Raw genomic sequence first — 23,862 nt, forward strand, 5'->3', positions numbered from 1 at the left:
CTTTAACTAGGCAGCTTATAGCCGCAGTTAAAGCAATAGTTAGCGTCAACCGGGTGCCCCTCCTGATGGCAGTTCGGGCATACTCTGCTGGCGGCACTTTTCCTGGCTGACCGTGACATCTCTACAGTTACAATACCAGTAGGCACCGCAATGATGCCATACCCCATGATCATTATAAAGCTTGCCAGCACCTGGCCTAACGGTGTTTCAGGAGCTATGTCGCCGTAGCCAACTGTGGTGAGCGTTACAATGGTCCAGTAAATACTGGTCGGGATGCTGGTAAAGCCACTTTCAGCACCTTCTATTATATACATCACAGAGCCGATGATCACCACAATGATTAGCACCGTGCCAATAAACACCATGATCTTTGTGCCACTTGCTTTAAGGGCATTTGTAAGCACCTGCCCTTCGTTTATAAAATGCGTCAGCTTAAAAATACGCGCCATCCGTAGCAGCCGGAGCACCCGCACCACCAGCAGATACTGCGATCCAAGTATGAACAGGCTTAAGTAGGTAGGGATAATGGATAGAAGATCTACAACTCCAAAAAAAGAAAATACATATTTGATTGGCCGCGGCGTACTGTAAATGCGCAGCACATACTCTAGTGTAAACAAAATGGTAAAACTCCATTCAAACGCCTGGAAGATGGACAAATAGTTTCGCCTTAGCTCCACTATACTTTCCAGAGATACAACTACAACGCTTCCAAGGATTAATATAAGGAGCACCACATCGAATAGCTTACCCCCGGGTGTTTCCGCCTCAAAGATAATCGTGTAAAGTTTTTTGCGTAATGAATTCTGCCGGGCTTTTGCCATAGGTATAATGTACGAACTGGCCTTTAAGTGTTATATACGTTACATAAACGGAACTTTCTGATCAGGCTACTTAATCTGCTGTATCCAACAAGGGGAGCTCAGCAGACAGGATATTCATTTTATTCAGTTCAAATACCTGCATGTTGATCTTTTCACGATCTCCCGGGTTCTTAATATTCTCATCGGCATCAAAAAGCAGCAATTTTGCTTCTTTATAAAGTATAGGCTTAAACTGAGGGAAATCCTGCACCTTAAATAACAAACTCTTCAGTAAATACAGCAGCCTCAGTACGATTACAGTACTCCCTTTACCATATAACCTTATAGGGCTTAAAGTAATGGCATAGAGCGCACCAAATGTATTGTGCTCAAACCTTATCCTACCTGCCCCCTCCTGATCATATAAGATCACCTCATCAGATAATTGCATGCGCAAGGCAAAAAGGGCTGTCAGGTAATCTATTGCCTTGATGGCCGTGCCAGGGTCATTAATACCTGGGCTAAGCGCTTTTACAGCACTTTCGGCAATATGCTTAAAACCAAAAAGGTAATTCACATCCGGGCGTTCTTCCCTGTAAAAGCTGACATAGCTGAAGATTTCCTTTGAAAATTCATCTTCTTTATCCAGTTTTTTATTGAGGCGGGCAAACGGCACCCCTTTTATTAAGAAGGAGCCCAAGGGCTGCTCAAAGTACAGGACCACATCATGTTTTTTACAAAGTTCCAACACCGTTTCCTGGTCAAGGCTTTGGATATAGCCGGTTTCCGGACTCTCTAAAGGAAACCACTCTCTGTTTGAAGTGAATATGTTCGGAACATCAGAACCATTATCATTGCTGATCTCAGTTTTAAGGCTATCATGGGTTACATTATAAATACTCTCCAGAATACTTTCGATCTGAATAGACTGTGAGATGGAGTGAATAAAATAAACAAAGAAGCCCAGGCACAGAATTGTGAAGCACATATCCAGGAAAATAGCAAAGCCAGGTAGATTGATGTTATAGTAATCTGACCTCACGTTTACCATAACCACTAAAGTGTAAATGAGCACTCCCAGGTAAAGGCCCAGCACCCGCTGGTTTGATTTGTAAGAAATGAGACCAGGAATTACACGTGGAGTAAAATTGGCGCTCGCCTGGTTAAGCACAAGCATTACCATTGTAAAGCTAAAGACGGTAAGCGAGATGATACCAGTGGTAATAGAACTTAGGATAAGCCGTGCTGTGGGCCCATCTGTTATGATCATGAAGGGCAGGTTATCTTTAAACCTTGTACTTAAGCCCTGAGACTCCAGGTAAAGCATTAACAAGGCCAGAATAAAGAAGAAAACCGCAATAAGGGTAGGGTAAAAACCGATGCTGTTCACAATGTAGTTATAAGCGAACTTTAACCGGCTAATGATTTTTTCCATAGGGTAATTGACTATAGTTGCCGCTGCAAAGCAGAACGGTGTTTAGCCAATGTACTTGTACCTTATAAAAGAGGTTTCTAATTTAATTGTCTCCTCTCCTCCGCGCTATTGTTATGTCAGCAAAAGACGCTGAATATTATTAGGGCTTATAGGCTATAAAAGTTTTATCAGAATAAAAAACGACGATCTGTTCAATGGTTTTGGTGCCCTCTTGGTCTTTGCCCGAAGGCACATTTTCAATAGGAGTGTTTTGTATTTTACCAGGCTCATGTACCTTTTCCTGCAGCTCATGCACACTGGTATCAGGTGTTGGGGCGCCTATAATACCAGGAGAATCTGATCCAACATTTGTTACTAAGCTCTTTAGCATCTCACCTTCACCCAGTAGCATCCAATCCTTACTGATCTCCGGAAAAGCAGCGATGACCTTTAGCACCACATCCAGGCTAGGCTTGTTTCTGCCACTGATAATGTGACTGATAACTGCCCGCGGCACTTCAATAGTATCAGCAAACTGGGAAGAAGAGAACCCCTTAAACTCCATTAACTGCTGTATCCTTTCTACCATATGATCATGAGTGCTTATAAATTTTTATGTATGAACAAATGTATACTTTTTGAGTTTCACCAACAAATGAGAAAGGATCAAACATACATTATGATTAAAACAATTGGTTTAAAACTCACCCATATTTTCCTTATTAATAGTCTCTTATAAATTTAAAAATACATTTGTATTACATTGTTTACAAATGTATATACAATTGTAAACTACTATTATCTGTCAAAGTGTGCCTCCCCTATTTTATTGGTGTCTAGCATTTGTATATTAGTAGTCAAGTCTTTAGGTATTTAAGCACCTCGTAAGCAAATTATTTGCTACTGCCACAATGGCACAGCATAAAAAAAGGCATTGTGGATAAAACGAGTTATCCACAATGCCTTATATTCTTGTTTTACAGCTATATATCAGCTAAGCTCCGGATCAGTTTACTCCGGTAAAAACGCACATAAATTTACACTGATTCCGGTGCAATGGTTTTGAGTCTTTAAAATAACTGCTCAAAGCGCAGCTCCTCACCTTAAAAATTGTATTTAAACAGCACTTCTAAAATTACCAGTAGGGTATATGCAACTTACTTATTAAGGTTAGCCTGGTAGTATTTCTACTATTCTTCAGCTTGGTTAGGCTTGATAATAAACACACCATGCATCTTCGGCCAATGGCCGGGATAGGTACATACAAAATCATAAGACCCTGGTTCGGCAGGAGCAGTAAACTCAAGCTCCACAGTCTGGCCCGGTAACGCAATTGAGGAAGCCGCGATCACGACAGGGCTTTCTGGAACATAATTACCGGAGGCCCCCACCTTCGCCCCAGCAAGAGCTACCTCTTTATACATTCCAGGCTTTGTGATCACCACATTATGTACCATCGGCATATCTACGCCTTCGTTCACAAAAGTTAGCTTTACCAAAGCACCGGCATTCACCTCCAGTGTATCTTGCTTGTAAGCTATTTCGTCCAATGTATTTCCGGTAGCTACAAGTTTCAATTCCTGTATTGGCTGCAGTGTAGTATCGGGGTTCTCGATAATAGGCGCACTCGATGCTGTAGCTGTATCAGCATCGATAATATTATCGCCACTTTGCTCCTGCCCATTTTTTTCAAAACAGCCTGTAAGCAGCAACAGATAACTGAGGCAACAAATACTGAAGATTCGTTTCATGGCTTTTTCTTAATGCGCTTAGCTAGGTTAATTCTACCCAAAAAATTCCTGTTCCAACTTCTTGTCATGGCCATACAGGTCTTCTCTGAAGTTAAGATTACCATCGTCATCTACCCAACTAGTGAAGTAAACGAGGTATACCTGAACACGTTTTGGTAAGGTAACCCAGGTTTCATCTCCACCAGTCATTGTCTGACGAATGCGGTTCTCATCCCACTCCGGCATATCCTGTAACAGGTATTTCGCTAACTCTACCGGTTTTTCAACGCGTACACAACCATGGCTAAAATCCCGCTCCGTCTGGCTGAACAAAGCATCTGCTGGGGTATCGTGCAGGTAAACTGCATATTCATTCGGAAACAGGAACTTGATCATGCCCAAAGAGTTTTCGCGACCTGGCTTCTGACGCACACGGTACGGGAAGTTCTCTTCCGTCACACCAGCCCAGTCAATAGAATATGGAGATATCTGTTTCGGGTTCTTCTCTTTCGTAACAATTTCCATATCCTGTGTAGCCAGCCAGCCCGGGTTATTAAGCATATGGGGCTTTATTTCTTTTTCGGTAATGCTGTTTGGTACATTCCAGAAAGGGGCCAACACCACATATTCAAGTTTATCACTGAAAATAGGAGTTGAATTCATGGTTTTACCAACTATTACGCGCATACTCATTACCTCCTTATACTCCCTCTCCGCTTCCGGATCATTGTCCGGGTCTTCATAAATGTGTAGCTTATACTCTGGGATATTAACCCAGATATACTTCTGGTCTAAGCTTTTAGGTACCATACGTTTTGGTATCCAACGCCAGCGCTCCATGTTGATCATGATCTGAGTGATACGGTCTTCGATGGGCACATTCATCATGGCAAGTGTATTTCCCCCTACTATACCATCTTCTTTTAAGCCATGTAATCGCTGAAACTCTTTCACCTGTTTCTGCAGGTTTTCATCATACAGCCATAGCTTCTTGTTGTTAGCGTCAAAAGTTTCTTCCGGGTTCAGGCGTTTGCGCACTGAAACAACAGCCTTGGCAGTGTCACCTTTTTCAAGCAGCTTGTTCTTTCCCATCTCCACTTTAGCCCATCCACCTTTTGCCTGTAACTCCCTATACTTGTTCAGGGCATCTCTTAGCTTGATATAACCGGCATGAAGTGCCTCAAATTCATAGTAAGGATAAGTGCTGTCACGCTCCTTCAGGATAGTTTGTAAAGCTTTGTGCAATTTGATCTTATTCTCTTTAACATCCCACTTCACCTTGTTCTGGGCACGCGGATCAACTTTACCACGATAAAAATCAGAAGCATAGTTAAAATAAGAAGCTGTGAGGGCAATGTCGATCTGCTGTTGCAGTGCAAGTCGTGAAGAATCCTGCGGTGGCAGCTCCTTTAGCTTTTTAAGCATCTGGTCAATATCCACCAGTTTATACCGTTTCGGATCCAATCCTTCTTTGGAGGCATTATTTAGCACAGAAAGGAATTTCTCTGATTCAGGTACCAGCTCGTTGTCCCGAAACCAGGCGAGGCTATAGTCCCGGTCACCATAGAACTTGAACATCCATTCTTTCTGGTCCTTAAATTTAGGGGTCTTGTTAATGTAATTCAGCACAAAAAGACTGTCCGTGTTGGGTTGGGGAAGTGCTTTCTGCCCTCCGCTAAAGAAACCTCCGCTGCTGGCTGTGGTATTGGCTTCTCCTCCGGTCTGGTTACAACCTGTAGCAGCCGTAAGCCCAATCATAGCCAGTATCGTTAGTAGCTTAAATTTAAATACATAAGGGATCATCATATCTGTTCTAATTAAAGGGGGCATTATTTTTCTAAAATTGATTTTAAGACAAGTTAACTGCCTATAAAGCACAATCGGATTCTTTGTTTAATACAAATAAATTAAATCTTTATTGATCCAATTGCATATATAGCTATATGTACTTTAAAACAGTACAAAATGTTATAAGCCTGTACATATCCTTGTGTAACGTTTGCCAGAAGCATACACAGGCTTGACAAAGACCTGGCTAGCTGCTTTTATAACACTTTACATACAAAAACCGTGTCAGGTAATTGTTGGCTTTGCTTTTCGGGCAGTTTTTCTGATTAAGCAAGAATGCCTATCTTACCACAAAAGACTTTATAAAACTTATGAAACTATACCGACGTTGCTTACTTGGTTTAAGCATGGCAGGAAGCTTACATTTAGCCTCCTGTACATCACAACCAGTTAAAGATGACCAAACTATGACCACAGAACAAAGCACAGCAGAGCGCGCTCCTGGAGACACACACAGTTTTGCCAGACCTTCAGAGGCAGTAGCCAAGCACCTCGACCTGGATATTGACGTTAATTTCGACCAAAAGATCTTAAGCGGTACGGCTACTTATAACATCGAGAACCTGACAGGTACGGATAAGATCATTTTTGACACCCGGGACCTGCAGATAGAAAAGGTATACCTTGGAGATGAGCTGCAGGAAACGTCTTTTGAATTAGGTGACAAGAAAGAGTTTTTAGGCCAGCCTCTGATTGTAAAGATCAAACCTGATACAAAGAAAGTAACGATTAAGTATAAGACCACACCTGAGGCAGCTGCCCTTCAGTGGCTTAACCCTCAACAGACGGCAGGTAAGAAGTATCCTTTTCTTTTCACACAATCGCAGGCCATACTTGCACGCACTTGGATACCAATACAGGACAGCCCGGGAATCAGGATAACTTATAACGCAAAAGTTAAAGTACCGAAGGAGCTGCTTGCAGTTATGAGTGCGGAGAATCCTACGCAGAAGAACACCACAGGTATTTATAATTTTGAGATGAAGCAACCCATCCCATCGTACCTGATGGCACTATCAGTAGGTGATCTTACTTTCCGGAAGATCGGTCCGCAAACAGGTATTTATGCAGAACCCGCCACCATAGACGCTGCTGCCTACGAGTTTGCTGAGATGGATAAAATGCTGGCCGCAGCGGAAAAACTTTATGGTAAATACCGTTGGGACCGTTACGACCTGCTGGTTCTGCCTCCCTCCTTCCCGTTTGGCGGAATGGAAAACCCAAGGCTGACTTTTGTAACGCCTACCGTACTGGCCAAAGACAGATCGTTAACCAGCCTGATCGCACATGAACTGGCGCACAGCTGGAGCGGTAACCTGGTGACCAATGGCACCTGGGATGACTTCTGGCTGAACGAAGGGTTTACAGTATACTTTGAGCGCCGGATAATGGAAGAGTTGTACGGCAAAGAGTACGCTGACATGCTACAGGTACTCGGTTACCAGGATCTGACCAATACCTTAAATGAGCTTGGGGCAGACAGCGAAGACACCAGGCTGAAGCTTGACCTGGAAGGCCGCGATCCGGATGAAGGCTTAACGGACATTGCCTATGAAAAAGGTAATTTCTTTTTAGTTAACATAGAACGTGCCGTTGGCCGTGAGAAATTTGATGCTTTCCTGAACAAGTACTTCAGCACATTTGCTTTCCAGAGCACTGATACGGAAAAGTTCCTGAGCTTTCTGCGCGAAGAATTGATCAAGGGTGATGACGAGTTGGCTGAGAAGATCAACATTGAAGGCTGGGTATTTTCCCCCGGACTGCCCGATGGCTTTGTTAAACCAACATCATCGCGGTTCGCTAAAGTGGAGGAAGCATATACAGCCTGGAAAAACGGTAAGCCTGCAAAAGAACTTAGCACCAAAGACTGGTCGAGCCACGAGTGGCTCCATTTTATCAGGCTGTTGCCAGCGCAGATGAGCCAGCAACAGATGGCAGAACTGGACAAAGCTTTTAATTTTACCAATTCGGGTAATTCGGAGGTACTAGCTGCCTGGTTCCTGCATGCCATACGTAACAACTATACCACAGCTGATCAGGCCCTGGAAACATTCCTGACAAACGTTGGAAGGCGCAAGTTCCTGGTACCAATTTACAAAGCCCTGATCGCTACGCCGGAAGGCAAGAAAAAGGCACTGGCCATTTACGCGAAAGCCAGGCCAAACTACCATGCCGTATCCACGGTTACTCTGGATGAACTCCTGAAGTAAAATAGAATAACATAAGATAGAATAACATAAGTAAAAGGGCCGGCTGCAGTTGCAGCCGGCCCTTTTTGATTTTCCTGAAAGCGAAAAACTCTGTCGCCTTCATAGCCTGCTTGGGTAAGCCAGGCGAAAGGACAGAGTTTTTTTCAGTATCGCTTACAAAGCAGGAATTCTACTTTGCGTTGTGTTCGGCTTTCATATTAATGTTGTGTTCTGCAATGTAAGTCAGCGTTTCATCTGCTTTTTTCTCCTCGCTCAGGATCATCTGAAGCTGATCAAGCACATCATGCATTCCGAGTTGCTTGGCATAGGTACAAACGGTACCATACCCAGCAATTTCGTAATGTTCTACACGCTGTGCCATTGATATCAGAGCAGCATCCATGACGTTCTTATCAGCCCGTTGGCTGATCATCTCATCGCTCTCTCTGATTATCCCTTCCATTGCTTTACATTTTTCGCCAGTTGCCTTCTCATCCAACATCTTGAAAACTTTATCAAGGCGTTCGACCTGCGTCTCTGTTTCACGCAAATGATCTTTTAGTGCCCGCTTAAGCTCGACTGCCGCAGCTGCGTCAATCATCTTAGGCATTGCCTTCAAAATCTGATGCTCTGCATTATACAGGTCTTTCAATTCGTGGATAAAAAGGTCTTTTAAGTTGTTAAGTTTCATAGCTTGGAAAGGTTACGCGTTCAAAATAAAGTATTCTCAATTTACTCGTGGCTATCTATACGACAGGTTAATTCCGGGGTTTAATAAAATATTAATTTAATTAGGTAAACGTGCCTGATTTTATAGTATGATCAAATATTATATAATATATACAATACTATATAGACAAATTAAATTATACAGAAAGTCTTATATATGGCTTAAAAACCACTGCTTATGAAAAGCTCCTCCAGCTATTTGAAACGAATTTTGCTCAAAACTGTAATCCTATTGATGAAGCTGTAACGATTGACCGGTAGCAACGGTAAATGATTTAAAGCATTTAGCCAACATACAGTACCCGAATATAAATTTTACCAAAAGTGAACAAACCAAAAGGAAAACTGATCGCAGTTGGAGGCAATGAAGATAAAGGAACCTACCCAAACCCTAAATCTAAAAAGAAGTACTACCTCGACTTTTTTGAACTGGGCATCTTAAAACGATTCCTGCAGGAGATACCCAACAAGAAGCCCCACATAGAAGTTATAACCACGGCATCTATGATACCGATTGAAGTTGGGGAACGGTACGCCAGTGCCTTCGGTATCCTGGGGTGCGAGAATGCTAACATGATGCACATACGCGAGGAAGAGGAGGCTCATGAACGTGCTTATATTGAGCGTATCAGGAAGGCTGATGGTGTCATGTTCAGCGGAGGGGATCAGTCACGTATCGCACGAATTTTCAGGAACACCGAGATACTCGAAATTCTAATAGACCGCTACCAAAACGAGGAATTTGTTATTGCCGGCACCAGCGCCGGTGCCATGGCTATGTCAAAGGTCATGATCAAAGGTGGCAGCGCACCTGAATCACTGCTACGCGGTTCTGTAAAAGTAGGCGAAGGCCTTGACCTGATTGACGAGGTAATTATCGACACGCATTTTGTAACCAGGGGCCGCTTCGGGAGGCTGATTGAGGCAGTGGTAACACACACTAAAATAGTAGGAATAGGGTTAGGTGAAGACACAGGCGTACTGATCACGGAGGGGCACATGGTAGAGACCATAGGCTCCAACCTGGTAGTGATCGTGGATGGTCATCAGGTTGGCTATACTAACATAACAGAAGTAGAGAAAGGCAGACCTGTCGCCATCGAGAATGTGGTGATGCATGTGCTAGCAAAAGGAAACATCTACGACATCGAGGAACGGATCTTCTTTAAAGATGCAGAAGCCGTGCGACAGGCCCGTGTACAGGAAAGGCAACTCCCCTGATGCTCTAATTCTCATCCCTGTAGATGTCTACGGTCGCTTTCGCATCATTTTTTATACTTGCCCGGTACATTCCTTCGCAATTGAACGGCATGGCAATGTCACCGGCAGCGTTAACGGCAATCAAGCCTCCTTCCCCGCCAAAAGCAACCAGCTTTTTCATGACCACTTCCTCACATGCCTGCTGCAGGGTCAACCCTTTATATTCTATCAGGCAGGAAACGTCATACGCCACCACAGCCCGCACGAAATACTCTCCGTGCCCGGTACAGGATATGGCGCAGGTCTTATTATTAGCATAGTTTCCTGCACCGATAATAGGCGAATCACCGATCCGGTTATACCGCTTGTTGGTCATGCCACCTGTTGAGGTCGCAGCGGCAATGTTTCCTTCCTGATCAAGGGCAACGGCGCCCACCGTTCCGAACTTCTCATCAACGTTAACCGTGTGGTCCAGCATAAAAATATTGGAATCACGTACCTCCGCCCATTGCTTATACCTGAATGCATCGAAGAAGTAGTCCTCTGGCGCAAAGGCCAGGCCATGGTTAATGGCAAACTCCTCTGCTCCGTAGCCACTTAACATTACATGGTCTGATAACTCCATCACGGCACGGGAAAGCTTCACTGGGTTTCTGATACTGTGAACACCCGCCACAGCTCCTGCGCCCAGGGTTTTGCCACACATGATGGCGGCATCCATTTCATGCTTTCCTTCTTTTGTAAAAACGGAGCCCTTGCCTGCATTAAACAATGGTGTATCTTCCAGGTGCACTACAGCCAGTTCTACAGCATCAAGGGCAGAGCCTCCATCTGCCAGTACTTTATGCCCTGCCGCAACGGCCTCCTCTAAAGCAGCCCTGTAGGCGGTGTCCTGCTCCGGGGTTAACGAAGCCCGGGTTATCGTACCCGCCCCACCGTGTATGGCAATCGCTATATTTTTCATATTGGTTATCTCATTCATTTTTTTAATGCTTACGCCTGTGCTTATGCTGCTGTTCGTGTTTAGCGTAAAACACTCAATTTTTAAAAGAATTACTGCCGCCAAAAGGACCTATTTCATCCGGAAAATAGTTATCTTTGTTCTTATACATATAACCTATAGTAAACAAAGTAATTATGTCGTTTGATATCCAAGGAAAGCTTTACGAGGCATTTGAAGAGCAGCAGATCAGTGATAAATTCAAGAAGCGTGAGTTTGTGCTGGAGATTCCTGATGGTTCTTATACTCAGTATGTAAAGTTTCAGTTAACGCAAGACAAGTGCAGCCTGCTTGACTCCTTTAAGAACGGTGACGAACTAAAAGTAACGTTTAACCTGACTGGTAAGCCCTTCACAAAGAATGGCCAGACAATGTATTTCACAAACTTGCAGGCTTGGAGAATAGAAGCAGCAGCGGCAGGCAATAACTTCGGCGCTCCTACAGGTGCTCCGCAGCAGCAGGACGCGCCCTCTTTCTACAGCAGCGATGCTGACAACGACCTGCCTTTCTAAGCGATAAAAAGGTATTTACAAGATCAAAAAGCGAGCGTAATGCTCGCTTTTTTTGTGACTATAAAGCTCACATTGCGTAAGTAAAACTGCGGCCAAATGCTATTGCCTCTTATGCCATTTTACAGATGCTCAATACAGCCTACAACCCCCTCGAAGAACTAAAGCGCCTTATACTCAGAGGTGAAAACGATACTGTTGACTTTAAGCAACGTGTAACGCAGCCACAGAAAATTGCCCGGACCTTAGTATCATTTGCAAACACCCGGGGAGGGATGGTGCTGATCGGCGTTAAAGACAGTGGCTATATCTGCGGGATAGATCCGGAAGAAGAAAAGCATACGCTGGATCAGGCTGCAGCATTTTATTGCGATCCGCCGGTAAAGCTGCATTACGAAGAGGTGGATAGTGACAATCGGACAGTACTTATTGTAACGGTGCCGGAGAGCTCTCAAAAGCCTCATTTCGCTAAGGTAAAAGACGATGACTGGCGAGGGTATGTGCGCGTTAAGGATACGAGTGTACAGACCAGTAAAATGGTAAACAAGGTATTGCAGCAGGAAACCGAAACCTTCGAAAAGCTCCCCCTGCAAAAACACGAACATATTTTGCTGAATTATTTGCAGGAACATCCGCGGGTAACCCTGAAACAGTACATGAAAGCTGCCAACCTCTCAGAACGAAGAGCTTATCGCACGCTGGTAAAATTGGTATTACACGGCTACATCCGGCTGCACGATAAAGAAAAGGAAGCCTACTATACACTTAGCTAAAGCTTACCGGACATCTTTTTTTCGATTAAGTTTCCGTGCCTGTAAACCTCCGAATGACTGTACGTACCATTTTCATCAAAAACCTGCCATTCACCAGTCCAGAAATATCGGTCCATTAAGGCGGTTCGCATCAGCAAGGCCTTTCCCTTTCTGGCAATTTTGCCATTTTCATGGTATTTCTCTACAGCAATAAATTCAGATCTGCGGCTGTACTTCTCTTTCATATACAGGGAGCCATCCGGGTAGTAATACTTCCAGATACCCACTTCCCTGCCATGCCGGAACCTGCCATTTCTGATCAAAACCTTGTCCTCTCCAAAGTACACTTTCCAGCGGCCGTGGTAATTTCCTTCTTTGTCAAAACGGTTAGTCCTGAAAAACCAAAAGCCACCTTCATGCTGCTGCTGTGCCACCGACAAAAAAGGAAAAACAAAGATGGCAATGACTAATAAGTATCTTCTCATGGATATCAGATAAAAATTAAAATTACAACCCCGGTTCACGGCAATTTAAAAAAATAATTTTAATAACTAATTTCTTAGTTGTACATATCTTCACCTATAAAGTTTTATAAATCAAGGTACTACTTATTTATAGTTAAAAAGGTGGCCCAGCCATCCGAAAAAGCTCCAGGTATCCGGGTGATAATTATCAGACCCTGATAAAAAATAATCGTAAATACTGACATGCTCACCTGCCAGGCAGGAAGCTTCGCTTACCAAGTACCTATTCGCTTTTTACAGACGGTTTCACCCTAAACCCAATGCCTATGGCTACCCTTACAAAAAAAGCAGCTACCGAGAACATCGCTAAACCTTCCAAAAACGGCAGCAAGGCCAAAACATCAAATATCTCTAAAAAGATAAAATCTGAAACAGTGCCACAGAAGATATTTGTGCTGGACACATCAGTTATCCTCTATGACCATAGTGCTATCCAGAATTTTCAGGAACATGATGTGGCCATTCCGATCACAGTACTGGAAGAACTTGATAATTTTAAGAAAGGAAATGACATCAAAAACTTTGAAGCCCGTGAGTTTATCCGCTTCATTGATAAATTGTCTTCTGAGCACAAGCTACAGGACTGGCTGCCTTTAAATGGTAAGAAGAAAGGCTCCTTTAAAGTGTTGATGAATGATACCGCTGAGGTACTGGATGCCGTGAAGATCTTCGGTGACAAGAACGACCACAGGATCCTTAATTCTGCGCTGCTGATGCAAAAGGAAAGGCCGGATCAAAAAGTTGTACTTGTAACCAAGGATATTAACCTGCGCCTGAAAGCAAGGGCCCTCAACCTGGTAGCGGAAGATTACGAGACCGGCAAAATTCAGGATGTGGCGGGGCTATACACAGGCAGTGATACCCTGGATGAAGTACCAGCCAATATCATCAATGCCATTTATGAGAAAGGCTATTGCGAGATAGGCCAGGTATTGCAGGAGCCACCGGCAGACAACCATTTCTATATTTTAAAAAGTTTTAAAAACTCCGCGCTCACTTATTATAACGCTGCCGATAAACAACTGGAACGGGTAGATAAGCAGAATGCTTTTGGGATAAAACCCCGCAATGCAGAACAGGCTTTTGCCTTACATGCCCTGCTAAACCCAAAGATAAAGCTGGTAACCGTACAGGGGGTAGCCGGAACAGGTAAAACCTTGCTGGCACTGGCCGCAGCAGTGGAGCAGCGCCGTGATTATAAGCAGATATACCTGGCAAGGCCGGTAGTGCCGCTTAGCAACAAAGATATCGGCTACCTTCCGGGAGATATCAAATCGAAACTGAACCCTTACATGGAACCCCTCTGGGATAACCTGAAGTATATCCAGAATCAGTTTTCGGAAACCAGCAAAGAATACCAGAAGCTTCGGGACATGGTGGAGCTGGAAAAACTTATGATCACACCACTGGCCTATATCCGAGGACGAAGTTTATCAAATATCTACTTTATCGTGGATGAGGCACAGAACCTGACACCACACGAGGTGAAGACCATCATATCGCGTGCAGGTGAAAACACCAAGATCATCTTTACCGGAGATATCTACCAGATTGACACACCATACCTTGACTCCCAGAGCAATGGCCTCTCTTACCTGATTGACAGAGCCAAGAACCACCCGCTTTACGCCCATATCACCTTGTTAAGAGGGGAACGGTCTGAGTTGGCTAACCTGGCGAATGAGTTGTTGTAAAGAGTTAAATGCCTATCTCGTTTAGCCTGCCCTGCCTGAAGAAAAACCAGGCAGGGCAGGCTTTTCTTCAGGCGGCAAAAATCACCTGAGTAGTGATTGTTATAGACACATATACTAATTTAAAGAAGACGCTATACTTCGCTTAGCTCCTTTTTTAGAATCATTCTTCTTCAGCAACGTCTTTAACCGCAATAGCCCCTCTTCCAACTCAGTCTGCCGTTTATACTTTAACCATGCACCTTTCAATTTTGCAAGAGGCTTATCCTGTAGCTGCGCTTTCTGAGTCCAATAGATAGCAGTTCCACCCTCTACAGCTGCCAACCTGAAACTCCCTTCCAATATCGTTGCTTCGTCAGGTAAAATCTCTTTATATGCAACAGAGGCTGGCTCCGTACTCTCTGTTAGTTCAATTTCACCATTTCCGACTTCATCCCCACTCCACCTCATTTTAGCCCCTACCCCAGCCATTGGTCCTCCAAATAAGCGGATCATCGATGGATCTGTAGTTTTGTTTACCGGGCTCCATTTTTCCCACTCCGTCGGGTTATTTAATAAGTGGTATACCTGTTCAGGCGTCGCTTCCAATACAAGTGTATGCTCCAGCTGCAGCTCAGTTGGCAGCAAAAAAGAAGCCCCATAAACAGCAGCCCCTAAAGCAACACAGGACAATGGCACTATCTTTAGCAGATTCATATTTGTATAGAAAAATCGCTTATTATTAGCTTGTATTATATGCAGGTAAAAGTACACTAATTTAAAGGAGCTTTTAGCTATGAAACAAGAACTCATGCTAAAATATTTTTAGCGCTAAATTAGCGAAACCTGAAGCAACAACTGTTAATACAGCTTAAAAGCTTTGTTTGACGTAGAGATACATATTGAGACTAAAATATATAGAACATATGCTAAACGATTGGATACACAAAGGCCTGCAATTCTCCCAAAACCCCATGTTTAAGAAATACATGGGCAAGGCAGGCGGATTACTGACAAAACCTGTGAAAGTTGGCTTGCTCCTCACCACCGCTTATGGTAAATTAGTGGATGTAGAAAGAGGAGAAAGCGGGTTTCAGCAGTTGAAGAATGCCGGCTTAACACTGATCAGGCTGGTAAAGGCTTATGTAAATGGCGACTACCGCAACGTTTCTAAAAAATCGATGATCGTGGGTGTGGCAGTGCTCTTGTACCTGGTTACGCCTCTGGATATTATTCCTGATTTTATACCGGGCATCGGCCTGTTGGACGACCTTAGCCTGATGGCCTGGTTTATTGATGCTTTTCATAAAGAGATCACCAAGTTTACAGACTGGGAAGCAGACCAGAACTTTGACCATTACCGCATTGGCTCTTTTTAATAAGTTTGAATAATTGAATTTTGAATTTATGGAATGCATCAATTCCATAAATTCAAAATTCAATTATTCAACTTCCAGCTATACAACCCTCCCTTCCTTTGGTAAAATTGCGTAACTTCAGCCGCTAATTTTATCTACCAAAATCAATTTTCAATGATCAGCAAGCGCATAGTTTCCTTATTTGCGGCTGCATGTATCAGTTTAGGCATCTCAACTGCCCGCCCCGACGAAGGGATGTGGCTGCCTATGCTGTTAAAGCAGCTTAACGAGTCGGAGATGCAGCAAAAGGGCATGAAGCTCACTGCCGAAGACATTTATAGTATAAACCAGTCCAGCCTGAAAGATGCCATTGTGTCTTTTGGAGGTTTCTGTACCGGCGAAATGATTTCGCCTGAGGGATTGCTGTTAACGAACCACCACTGCGGTTATGGCTCTATTCAGCAGCACAGCACAGTAGAGAACGATTACCTGACGAATGGTTTCTGGGCGATGAACCGCGACCAGGAGAAGCCAAACCCAGGGCTGACCGCTACTTTCATCATTCGTATGGAGGATGTTACCAAACAGATCATGGATGGTACGGTCAACGCCAAAACAGAGGCTGAACGTGAGGCTATTATACAGCGCAACATGGCAAAGGTTCGGAAAGAGTCTACTGCCGGTACGCACTTCGATGCGGTTATCAAACCGTACTTTTATGGCAACGAGTACTACATGTACATCACCGAAACCTTCCGTGATGTTCGCCTTGTAGGTGCTCCCCCATCCTCTATCGGTAAATTTGGTGGCGATACGGATAACTGGATGTGGCCACGACACACCGGCGACTTCTCCATCTTCCGTGTATATGCCGGACCTAACAACGAGCCAGCTGATTATTCACCGAACAACAAGCCGTACAAACCAAAGCACCACCTGACCATCTCGATGAAAGGCGCACAGGAAGGTGACTTTACGATGGTATTTGGTTTTCCGGGCCGCACAAATGAGTACCTGACTTCGCAGGCAGTACAGGAGATCTACGAAGTATCTAACCCTGCCAAGATCAATATCCGCGAAACAAAGCTGAACATCCTGGACAAGGACATGAAAGCCTCTGACGCCGTACGCATCCAGTATGCTGCCAAGTATGCGAGCATTGCCAACTATTGGAAAAAATGGATCGGTGAGAACCGTGGCATCAAAAAGGCAAACGCAATAGAAGAAAAGCAGAAGCAGGAGCAGCAGTTTGCTGCCTGGGTAACCGCTAACCCTGCACGTCAGGCCAAGTATGGTACTCTGCTGGCAGATTTCGAGAAGAACTACAAAGCACTGGATGGCATCACCATTTCCCGTGATTATATAACCGAAGCAGCCTACGGTGTAGAGATCGTGAAATTTGCGAACACTTTTACCAAGCTGCAGGAAATGCTGGAGGCAAAGGCACCGCAGAACGAGATAGATGCACAGGTAGCGAAACTGGATAAAACTGTACCCGGATTTTATAAAGACTACAACGCTCCGAGTGATAAAAAGGTGTTTGCCGCTTTATTAAGCCTGTACTATAACAACATTGATCAGAAGCTGCATCCGGAGGTGTTCAAAATGGTGCGCAGCAAGTATAAAGGCGACTTTAATAAGTATGCAGAGGATGTTTTCAGTAAGTCTGTGTTTACATCTGAGGCTGGCGTAAAGAAAGCATTGGCCGACGTTAAGGCTGGTAAAAAAGATGCATTCAAAAATGACCCAGCCTTACAACTGGCAAGCAGCATTTCGGATTACTACAGCAAAAATGTGATGCCTACTTACAACGAGGTAAACGATAACCTGAACCTGCTTTACAGAACGTATATGGCCGGCTTGCGCGAAATGCAGACCGACAAGAAGTTCTACCCGGATGCTAACTCTACCCTGCGTGTTGCTTACGGTAAAGTAGAGCCTTATGAGCCGGTGGATGGCGTTAAGTATAAGTATTATACCACATTGGAAGGTATTATAGAAAAAGCTGAATCTGGTGCCGCCGAGGATTATGCCATTCCTGCCCGCCTGAAGGAGCTGTATGAGAAGAAAGATTATGGCCGCTATGGCGTGAACGGTAAGCTACCCGTAGCATTTATCGCTTCTAACCATACAACAGGTGGTAATTCCGGCTCTCCGGTTATCAATGCCAACGGGCAACTAATTGGTACAAATTTCGATAGAAACTGGGAAGGTACCATGAGCGACATCGTGTACAACCCGGATCAGGTGCGTAACATTGCTGTGGACATCCGGTATGTATTGTTCGTGGTTGATAAGTTTGCAGGTGCCGGCCACCTGGTAGAAGAAATGACGCTGGTAACAGACGATACTTCTGGCCTTCCACAAGTAGATGCTCGTCGTTCTAAAGCTGAGGCATCAGCTAAAGAGGCTAAAAAGAAAAAGAGCAAGAAGAAGGATACAGCTGCTGCTGACGCACTATAAGTTTTAACCATTCCTTACACAAAAAGGCCCCATCTATCCTATAGGTGGGGCCTTTTTGTGTTCTGGTGATTACTCATATGCATTCTCAACTTTTATAAAAAGACGCAGATTAAACTTCACCTTCTTCCTTTTCCGAAAAGGGGGTAAAATTATTCAGACCACAGAGAATTGTATCCACCACTTAAACATACGCCAAAACTTTAATGCTCCTGCACTAGCGGTCTAGCGGTTTTTGAAGCACCAATTGAGGTGATGCGAAGCTCGTGCGGGAGCATTTACGTTGAAATAATCTACTGACCAAACCAAGCATAAATCATAACACTTTTTAATAAAGCACTTAAATACCGCTTGGTTTACCGTAGAAACAAGTATAAGTGAAGATTATTGCGTATCTTAAACATTGCATCCTGTAAGTTGCTCAAATCCCTACATCCGACAAAAAAGCATCAAATGAAAAAAAAGCTGCTCCGTCTTTAAAGGTATTTTAACAGCTGCCCTTTTTCCCAGTGTACAGGTTGCCACAGCACAGTCTCACCAGAAAATATACTAAGAGGCATTTTATTAAAAAACTTAGCTTAAACAGGGTGCAGCAATCGAATATAATATCTAAAAAAATCTTTTAAAGAAACGGTTAAGTTTTTAAACCATGAGTGATTCATCAAATCTTTGTCTGTCGTGTGGCTTATGTTGCGAGGGTACTGTTATTGGCTTTGTTCAGCTAGATCAGGAAGAGTTACCTCAAATAAAGAAGCTAATGGATATAGAAGAAGCTTATGGGATCGGATTCTTTCTACAACCCTGTGCTAAGTTTTGTAATGGATGCACTATTTACGCCAACAGACCGAAACAGTGTGCTAAATTTAAATGCGGCCTATTAACATCATTCGAGCAGAAGAAGTTAGACTTTGCTACGGCTAGTGAAATGATCAAGAAGGTTATTCAATTACAGGCATCCATAGAAAAAAAATTAGAGGTGCTACCATTTGAACTACGATCGCAGTCATTTTACTTTAAAATGGTTGAGTTAAATAATCTGTTGCTGAAAAAAGAATCAGAATCCCTGGAGGAGGAAAACCATGCAGATTTGAGAACGGAACTCAATCAACTTAACAAACTGCTTTCAGAAGAATTTGAAGTCCCGATATTTTAATTTTTATAGTACATTATTTTTACAAAAAGAACACCCCTAACTTCTTTTAAAGGCATGGTTTTGTAACCCGAAAACAGTTGCTAAATGAGAATTAAATGAGTGATCGTATATAAACCACCATCTGCTCTGTTTATCTATACCGGAATTATTTGTTATTAAAGTAAAAATTCAGGGCATAAAATTATTTTTACCTTCATTTAAGGAGAGTATCCAATCAAGCAGATCATGAAAAGAGGAACAGCTAATTTATTAAAAGGTACACTGGTAGTAGCCACATTACTAGGTACGATTAATTCTGCTGGCGCACAGGCGTATAAAAAGTTACACCAGGAGGCCATAGTGGTTGACACCCACAACGATGTTCTTATTTCCATTTTAGAGGGGATGGATATCAGCAAAAATTTGCTAGGAAAAACACACTCGGACCTGGGCCGATTTAAAAAAGGTGGTGTGGATGCTCAGTTTTTCTCAGTATGGAGCGATGAGACAGGGAATTATGCCTTTGCCGTAGCACAGATAGATACGTTGAAAGCTGTTATAGCCCGAAATAAAGATCAGATGATGTTTGCCACTTCTTATGATGACATTATGAAAGCAGTAAAGCAGAAAAAGCTGGCTTCGCTGATCGGTGTGGAAGGTGGTCATATGATCGACAATGACCTTGGCAAACTGGACACCCTTTATAGCAAAGGTGCTCGCTACATGACCCTCACCTGGAACAACTCTACTCCCTGGGCTTCTTCAGCAGCCGACGAAACAGCTGGTACTGTGTCCGACTCAGAAAAAGGACTTTCAGCGTTTGGTAAGCAGGTAGTAAAGCGCATGAATGAACTCGGGATGATGGTTGACCTGAGCCATGTAGGAGAGCAAACATTTTGGGATGTCATGAACATCGTTAACAAACCGGTACTCGTATCTCATAGCGATGTGTACCAGCTTGCCCCAGTATCCCGCAACCTGAAAGATGATCAGATAAAAGCTATTGCCAAAAATGGCGGAGTGATACAATTGAATTTTTATTCAGGCTTCCTTGATCCTGAGTATAGTAAAAGGCAGCAAATTTTCACCAACAGACACAAAGCGGAACTAGACTCATTGAACGCTTTAGGCTGGTCTGGCTCCAACATTTCAGAACGGATGAAGACCCTTTATCCAGCAGAAACGCAGGCCATACGCCCTCCCCTGTCCATACTTTTTGACCACCTGGATTATATCGTAAAACTAGTAGGGATAGATCATGTGGGTTTGGGCTCTGATTTTGACGGGATAACTTCTACACCGCAACAACTGGATGGCGTACAGGATTACCCGGTGATCACAAAAGAGCTATTGGCACGAGGCTATAGCCCTGAAGATGTGAAAAAGGTGTTGGGGGGTAATTTGCTAAGAGTTTTTAAAGCAAACACAACAAATTAACCCCCAGTTATACCTTTATAACCTTACTCAGCGTGTACTTTCTCTCCTTTTGGAGTAAGAAGGTACCACTCTGCACCAAAGCCTTCTTTTTCCTGACCATTAGTCTGGCCTGCCTCTGCGTCTTTAATAAAATAATAAAGCGGCATACCGTTATAGGTAACCTGCGTAGACCCGTCTTTACGCTTTATGGCACCAAGCATAGCCGCTTCTACGCCAACTCCTGCCTCAGCAGTACCCTCTGACAGAAAAGGAGGCCAGGCCGCTGCACAATCATCATAACAATTGCTCTGCATCGCTGTGTCTCCTTCAAATATGTACAGGCTACGTCCTTCTGCATCTGTTAAGTAGGCTCCCAGTGCTTCCGTTGACCGCGTTTCAACTCTGGCACCTTCGTTAGCTACAACTTCCTCTGTTTCAGGCTCTACCTTTGAGATGACACTGGTATTGTTTTCGCCGCTGCAGGCAACCATAAAGAGCAGGGACAGACAGCACACCAGAGTTAAACTTAGTGAATAAGTGAAGTTGCTGTTTCTTAATAATTTAGTTAATTCCATAGTTTAATATTTTGCCTGTTACACATGTTATAAAGTATACCAAACAAGTAGGTTAGATGTTTAACTATTAAAGCTTTATACTTTAGTGATAGCGATTTGACCCATTGATCGATGCAAACGGTTTATAAATCAAAAGGGCAGAAATAAATTCTGGCCTTTTGATTTAACAGGTGTAAAACGAATGTTACTGACCTTTACCGCGCATTTGCTTCTCCATAGCATCCCACATTTCCTGCGGTATCTGGTCGAATGCATTAAACTCTCCTGCACCGTACAGCCATTCCCCTCCGTCTATTGTCACAACCTCACCATTTACAAAAGAGGCGTAATCAGATACCATATAGGCTGCCAGGTTTGCCAACTCCTGGTGTTCACCAAACCGACCAACAGGTATGCGTTTTAACGGATCAAGCTGATCAGCTAATTGCTTCGGGAACAGGCGCGTCCAGGCTCCTTCTGTCGGGAATGGGCCTGGGGCGATAGCATTTGAACGTATGCCATATTTGGCCCACTCCGATGCCAGTGAGCGTGTCATGGCCAGTACACCCGCTTTTGCGCAGGCAGAAGGCACTACGTAGCCGGAACCGGTCCAGGCATAGGTCGTAACAATATTAAGTATGGCGGCTTCCTGTTTCTGTTCGATCCAGTGCTTACCCAGCGCAAGCGTGCAGTTGTAGCTCCCTTTCAATACGATATCAGTCACCACATCAAATGCCTTGTGGCTCAGCCGCTCTGTAGGACTCACAAAATTCCCTGCAGCATTGTTTACCAGCACATCCACGCGGCCAAAGCGTTTCAGGGTTGTCTCAAGCATCGCTTCAATCTCATTGTACTTTCGCACATCGCAGGCAATGGGTAATACAGTACCACCCGTTTCCTCTTCCAGTTCTTTTGCGGTCTGCTCTAAAACATCCAGTTTGCGACTGCAAATCACAGCCTGTGCCCCTAGCTCCAGAAAATATTTAACCATAGATCTGCCCAGTCCCGTACCACCACCAGTCACAATTATGGTTTTATCTTTAAGAGCACCCTCTTTTAACATTGGTTCTGCTTTTATCATACGTATAGCAATTTATAAATTGTCAGGTTTTAGATTACGACCTCATTAAGATAAAGATAAGTATATACAGGAATTATATATGTAGTTTAGGTACAATATTTACATAACTCATTGCCATTACCATGAACATCGACAAAATAAAACAGCAGTTAATGGAAGCCAGCGAAGGCCTGCAAATGCTAAGTGAAACAGATGCCACATTTGAATTTTATTATCACGAGAAACCGGAAGAGCCTTTTGATGAGGAAACGGTTGTGGAATGGGACGGAAAACCAGGGGGCACAAAAGTGCAGGTGTTATCAGTAGATGATTTCCTGCACCGGATGAAGAACCCGCACCCTAATGCGGACCAGGTGCAAAAGCAAAATGCTGATAAATTTAAAAAGCTGGAGGCAAAGCTAAAGGAGCTGTTACAAGATGTGAAGGCTTACAAGATCAGTGATACAGCCATGCCGGTTTACCTGATCGGCCGTACGGAAGATGGTGATTATGCCGGGCTCAAAACATTGGTAGTAGAAACATAAAAAAAGCCGCTCCATGGTTAAGGAGCGGCTTTTTTACAAATTAAAATCCTTTACTTACTGTGTTGGGCCATTGTCAACTTTAGCCTCTATTACGCTCTGCACTGAACTCGAAACATTGGAAAGCAGGTTGTAACCCATTTTTGCCTCAATAGCATCTACGGTAGTCCGGTAGCTGCCCCAGGTGCTGCTAACAGAGTTGGAGTTCGGGGTATCTACAGCAATAACCCGTGTGCTGCTCGTTACGCGACTTGCATCACCGGTTCCCACTGGCAAAACCACGATTACTTTCCAAACCCTGTTCGGTACAGTTACTTTGCCGTTGGCAAGCGTTGTTTTGTAGCCGTTGGTGCCATCACCACCCGTACCATAGCTGCCCATGATCACATATAGTTCATTGCCCTGGCTCACAAGCGTACGGCAATAGTTCTCCAGGTTTGCCCATGTTTTCTGATTGTTGTTGGGTGCCTGTGGAATCATGTTCGACATCAGGAATGTAGCTGAGTTGTCCGTTACCGTTAAGGTGCGGTCAGCGGATGGGCAGTTGTGCCCTCTGTCGAAGCCACTGTTGGTGTAATCAGTTGGGGTTACCCGGTAAAAGCTAGTGGGTAACGAGTTGTCAGCACGGAAATCATCCTGGCGGGGAGCACTGCCTAACCATGCGCTGCTCAGGTGCCAGCTAACCCAGTTGGGGGTGCCCCGGTAGCTGTTATACGACATAGAATACTGGGATTTGCTGATCAGGTAGTTGGAGTAACTCGTACCTGCCCCACTGGGGTTACCCATCGCCAGATTACCATCCTGCGTGGCAGTAGCGTTCGCGACAATGCCTATGCTGCCTACACGTTGTGTAGTAACTTCCGGCGTAACATTTTCCTGCGAACAGGAAACCAGCATCCATCCAACCACGGACAGATACATCATGCGTTGTAAATGTTTTAACATAGACATATATAGTTATATAGATACTCA

At 44.0% G+C, this 23,862-nt stretch carries 22 protein-coding genes; 10 read left to right on the top strand and 12 right to left on the bottom strand.

The features are described from left to right. Positions 1-2: 2 nt before the first annotated feature. The 5 genes from ACSX1A_RS07755 to ACSX1A_RS07775 form a co-directional block, all read right to left on the bottom strand. Entirely contained in the window at positions 3-824 is an 822-nt protein-coding gene (locus ACSX1A_RS07755; protein WP_439883052.1) for an ion transporter, read from the bottom strand. 70 nt (positions 825-894) lie between these two features. Further along, positions 895-2,238, bottom strand: coding sequence for a DUF2254 domain-containing protein (locus tag ACSX1A_RS07760; RefSeq protein WP_439883053.1), 1,344 nt, complete (start codon positions 2,236-2,238; stop codon positions 895-897). Positions 2,239-2,377: 139 nt separating this feature from the next. Beyond that, positions 2,378-2,806 (bottom strand): helix-turn-helix domain-containing protein, encoded by a 429-nt coding sequence (locus tag ACSX1A_RS07765; RefSeq protein WP_439883054.1) that lies wholly within the window; start codon positions 2,804-2,806, stop codon positions 2,378-2,380. A gap of 601 nt (positions 2,807-3,407) precedes the next feature. After that, positions 3,408-3,968 carry a plastocyanin/azurin family copper-binding protein gene (locus ACSX1A_RS07770; RefSeq protein WP_439883055.1) on the bottom strand — a complete coding sequence of 187 codons (561 nt, stop codon included), beginning with the start codon at positions 3,966-3,968 and terminating at the stop codon, positions 3,408-3,410. 33 nt (positions 3,969-4,001) lie between these two features. Beyond that, entirely contained in the window at positions 4,002-5,777 is a 1,776-nt protein-coding gene (locus tag ACSX1A_RS07775) for a L,D-transpeptidase family protein (RefSeq protein WP_439883056.1), read from the bottom strand. 425 nt (positions 5,778-6,202) lie between these two features. Here ACSX1A_RS07775 and ACSX1A_RS07780 point away from each other — a divergent pair, with 425 nt between their 5' ends. Further along, the gene (locus tag ACSX1A_RS07780; protein ID WP_439883057.1) at positions 6,203-8,005 is read left to right on the top strand and encodes a M1 family metallopeptidase; all 1,803 of its coding nucleotides are present in this window, start codon (positions 6,203-6,205) and stop codon (positions 8,003-8,005) included. 169 nt (positions 8,006-8,174) lie between these two features. Here ACSX1A_RS07780 and ACSX1A_RS07785 read toward each other — a convergent pair whose 3' ends face one another. After that, positions 8,175-8,675, bottom strand: a complete 501-nt coding sequence (locus ACSX1A_RS07785) for a ferritin-like domain-containing protein (protein ID WP_439883058.1) — start codon at positions 8,673-8,675, stop codon at positions 8,175-8,177. A gap of 362 nt (positions 8,676-9,037) precedes the next feature. Between ACSX1A_RS07785 and ACSX1A_RS07790 the strand changes: the two genes are divergently transcribed. Then, the gene (locus ACSX1A_RS07790) at positions 9,038-9,934 is read left to right on the top strand and encodes a cyanophycinase (protein ID WP_439883059.1); all 897 of its coding nucleotides are present in this window, start codon (positions 9,038-9,040) and stop codon (positions 9,932-9,934) included. Between the two features lie 4 nt (positions 9,935-9,938). Here ACSX1A_RS07790 and ACSX1A_RS07795 read toward each other — a convergent pair whose 3' ends face one another. After that, positions 9,939-10,877 carry an isoaspartyl peptidase/L-asparaginase family protein gene (locus ACSX1A_RS07795; protein ID WP_439883060.1) on the bottom strand — a complete coding sequence of 313 codons (939 nt, stop codon included), beginning with the start codon at positions 10,875-10,877 and terminating at the stop codon, positions 9,939-9,941. A 173-nt stretch (positions 10,878-11,050) separates the two neighbouring features. On the opposite strand from ACSX1A_RS07795, the gene ACSX1A_RS07800 reads away from it, so the two are divergent. After that, entirely contained in the window at positions 11,051-11,425 is a 375-nt protein-coding gene (locus ACSX1A_RS07800) for a DUF3127 domain-containing protein (RefSeq protein WP_439883061.1), read from the top strand. Positions 11,426-11,550: 125 nt separating this feature from the next. Then, on the top strand, positions 11,551-12,195 hold the full coding sequence (locus tag ACSX1A_RS07805) for an AlbA family DNA-binding domain-containing protein (protein ID WP_439883062.1): 645 nt from the start codon (positions 11,551-11,553) through the stop codon (positions 12,193-12,195). Here the strand turns inward: ACSX1A_RS07805 and ACSX1A_RS07810 are convergent. After that, positions 12,192-12,659, bottom strand: a complete 468-nt coding sequence (locus ACSX1A_RS07810; protein WP_439883063.1) for a toxin-antitoxin system YwqK family antitoxin — start codon at positions 12,657-12,659, stop codon at positions 12,192-12,194. The genes ACSX1A_RS07805 and ACSX1A_RS07810 overlap by 4 nt on opposite strands. 299 nt (positions 12,660-12,958) lie before the next feature. On the opposite strand from ACSX1A_RS07810, the gene ACSX1A_RS07815 reads away from it, so the two are divergent. Continuing rightward, positions 12,959-14,392, top strand: coding sequence for a PhoH family protein (locus ACSX1A_RS07815; protein WP_439883064.1), 1,434 nt, complete (start codon positions 12,959-12,961; stop codon positions 14,390-14,392). A gap of 114 nt (positions 14,393-14,506) precedes the next feature. Here ACSX1A_RS07815 and ACSX1A_RS07820 read toward each other — a convergent pair whose 3' ends face one another. Further along, positions 14,507-15,085, bottom strand: a complete 579-nt coding sequence (locus tag ACSX1A_RS07820) for an SRPBCC family protein (protein ID WP_439883065.1) — start codon at positions 15,083-15,085, stop codon at positions 14,507-14,509. Between the two features lie 257 nt (positions 15,086-15,342). Between ACSX1A_RS07820 and ACSX1A_RS07825 the strand changes: the two genes are divergently transcribed. The 4 genes from ACSX1A_RS07825 to ACSX1A_RS07840 all read left to right on the top strand — a co-directional run bounded on the left by ACSX1A_RS07825 (position 15,343) and on the right by ACSX1A_RS07840 (position 20,755). After that, positions 15,343-15,747 (top strand): YkvA family protein, encoded by a 405-nt coding sequence (locus tag ACSX1A_RS07825; protein WP_439883066.1) that lies wholly within the window; start codon positions 15,343-15,345, stop codon positions 15,745-15,747. Positions 15,748-15,900: 153 nt separating this feature from the next. Next, positions 15,901-18,189 carry a S46 family peptidase gene (locus tag ACSX1A_RS07830; protein ID WP_439883067.1) on the top strand — a complete coding sequence of 763 codons (2,289 nt, stop codon included), beginning with the start codon at positions 15,901-15,903 and terminating at the stop codon, positions 18,187-18,189. Between the two features lie 646 nt (positions 18,190-18,835). Next, positions 18,836-19,339, top strand: coding sequence for a YkgJ family cysteine cluster protein (locus tag ACSX1A_RS07835; RefSeq protein ID WP_439883068.1), 504 nt, complete (start codon positions 18,836-18,838; stop codon positions 19,337-19,339). 225 nt (positions 19,340-19,564) lie between these two features. Continuing rightward, positions 19,565-20,755: a dipeptidase gene (locus ACSX1A_RS07840; protein WP_439883069.1), complete on the top strand. Its 1,191-nt coding sequence runs from the start codon at positions 19,565-19,567 to the stop codon at positions 20,753-20,755. Positions 20,756-20,778: 23 nt separating this feature from the next. On the opposite strand, the gene ACSX1A_RS07845 is transcribed toward ACSX1A_RS07840, so the two are convergent. Next, positions 20,779-21,309, bottom strand: a complete 531-nt coding sequence (locus tag ACSX1A_RS07845; protein WP_439883070.1) for a COG4315 family predicted lipoprotein — start codon at positions 21,307-21,309, stop codon at positions 20,779-20,781. Positions 21,310-21,493: 184 nt separating this feature from the next. Next, complete coding sequence (locus ACSX1A_RS07850) at positions 21,494-22,369, bottom strand: SDR family oxidoreductase (RefSeq protein WP_439883071.1); 876 nt, start codon at positions 22,367-22,369, stop codon at positions 21,494-21,496. Between the two features lie 122 nt (positions 22,370-22,491). On the opposite strand from ACSX1A_RS07850, the gene ACSX1A_RS07855 reads away from it, so the two are divergent. Next, on the top strand, positions 22,492-22,893 hold the full coding sequence (locus tag ACSX1A_RS07855; protein WP_439883072.1) for a nuclease A inhibitor family protein: 402 nt from the start codon (positions 22,492-22,494) through the stop codon (positions 22,891-22,893). Positions 22,894-22,947: 54 nt separating this feature from the next. Here the strand turns inward: ACSX1A_RS07855 and ACSX1A_RS07860 are convergent, their stop codons facing one another. Further along, the gene (locus tag ACSX1A_RS07860) at positions 22,948-23,835 is read right to left on the bottom strand and encodes a DNA/RNA non-specific endonuclease (protein WP_439883073.1); all 888 of its coding nucleotides are present in this window, start codon (positions 23,833-23,835) and stop codon (positions 22,948-22,950) included. Positions 23,836-23,862: the final 27 nt, after the last annotated feature.

Origin of the sequence: Pontibacter sp. MBLB2868 (genome assembly GCF_051904785.1) — a bacterium.
Taxonomy (GTDB): Bacteria; Bacteroidota; Bacteroidia; order Cytophagales; family Hymenobacteraceae; genus Pontibacter.

What these genes read in the sequence shown, in the direction of transcription:
- ACSX1A_RS07755 (WP_439883052.1), bottom strand. Translation starts at nt 824, where the DNA reads ATGGCAAAAGCCCGGCAGAATTCATTACGCAAAAAACTTTACACGATT.
- ACSX1A_RS07760 (WP_439883053.1), bottom strand. Translation starts at nt 2,238, where the DNA reads ATGGAAAAAATCATTAGCCGGTTAAAGTTCGCTTATAACTACATTGTG.
- ACSX1A_RS07765 (WP_439883054.1), bottom strand. Translation starts at nt 2,806, where the DNA reads ATGGTAGAAAGGATACAGCAGTTAATGGAGTTTAAGGGGTTCTCTTCT.
- ACSX1A_RS07770 (WP_439883055.1), bottom strand. Translation starts at nt 3,968, where the DNA reads ATGAAACGAATCTTCAGTATTTGTTGCCTCAGTTATCTGTTGCTGCTT.
- ACSX1A_RS07775 (WP_439883056.1), bottom strand. Translation starts at nt 5,777, where the DNA reads ATGCCCCCTTTAATTAGAACAGATATGATGATCCCTTATGTATTTAAA.
- ACSX1A_RS07780 (WP_439883057.1), top strand. Translation starts at nt 6,203, where the DNA reads ATGACCACAGAACAAAGCACAGCAGAGCGCGCTCCTGGAGACACACAC.
- ACSX1A_RS07785 (WP_439883058.1), bottom strand. Translation starts at nt 8,675, where the DNA reads ATGAAACTTAACAACTTAAAAGACCTTTTTATCCACGAATTGAAAGAC.
- ACSX1A_RS07795 (WP_439883060.1), bottom strand. Translation starts at nt 10,877, where the DNA reads ATGAAAAATATAGCGATTGCCATACACGGTGGGGCGGGTACGATAACC.
- ACSX1A_RS07800 (WP_439883061.1), top strand. Translation starts at nt 11,051, where the DNA reads ATGTCGTTTGATATCCAAGGAAAGCTTTACGAGGCATTTGAAGAGCAG.
- ACSX1A_RS07805 (WP_439883062.1), top strand. Translation starts at nt 11,551, where the DNA reads ATGCTCAATACAGCCTACAACCCCCTCGAAGAACTAAAGCGCCTTATA.
- ACSX1A_RS07810 (WP_439883063.1), bottom strand. Translation starts at nt 12,659, where the DNA reads ATGAGAAGATACTTATTAGTCATTGCCATCTTTGTTTTTCCTTTTTTG.
- ACSX1A_RS07815 (WP_439883064.1), top strand. Translation starts at nt 12,959, where the DNA reads ATGCCTATGGCTACCCTTACAAAAAAAGCAGCTACCGAGAACATCGCT.
- ACSX1A_RS07820 (WP_439883065.1), bottom strand. Translation starts at nt 15,085, where the DNA reads ATGAATCTGCTAAAGATAGTGCCATTGTCCTGTGTTGCTTTAGGGGCT.
- ACSX1A_RS07825 (WP_439883066.1), top strand. Translation starts at nt 15,343, where the DNA reads ATGTTTAAGAAATACATGGGCAAGGCAGGCGGATTACTGACAAAACCT.
- ACSX1A_RS07830 (WP_439883067.1), top strand. Translation starts at nt 15,901, where the DNA reads ATGATCAGCAAGCGCATAGTTTCCTTATTTGCGGCTGCATGTATCAGT.
- ACSX1A_RS07835 (WP_439883068.1), top strand. Translation starts at nt 18,836, where the DNA reads ATGAGTGATTCATCAAATCTTTGTCTGTCGTGTGGCTTATGTTGCGAG.
- ACSX1A_RS07840 (WP_439883069.1), top strand. Translation starts at nt 19,565, where the DNA reads ATGAAAAGAGGAACAGCTAATTTATTAAAAGGTACACTGGTAGTAGCC.
- ACSX1A_RS07845 (WP_439883070.1), bottom strand. Translation starts at nt 21,309, where the DNA reads ATGGAATTAACTAAATTATTAAGAAACAGCAACTTCACTTATTCACTA.
- ACSX1A_RS07850 (WP_439883071.1), bottom strand. Translation starts at nt 22,369, where the DNA reads ATGATAAAAGCAGAACCAATGTTAAAAGAGGGTGCTCTTAAAGATAAA.
- ACSX1A_RS07855 (WP_439883072.1), top strand. Translation starts at nt 22,492, where the DNA reads ATGAACATCGACAAAATAAAACAGCAGTTAATGGAAGCCAGCGAAGGC.
- ACSX1A_RS07860 (WP_439883073.1), bottom strand. Translation starts at nt 23,835, where the DNA reads ATGTTAAAACATTTACAACGCATGATGTATCTGTCCGTGGTTGGATGG.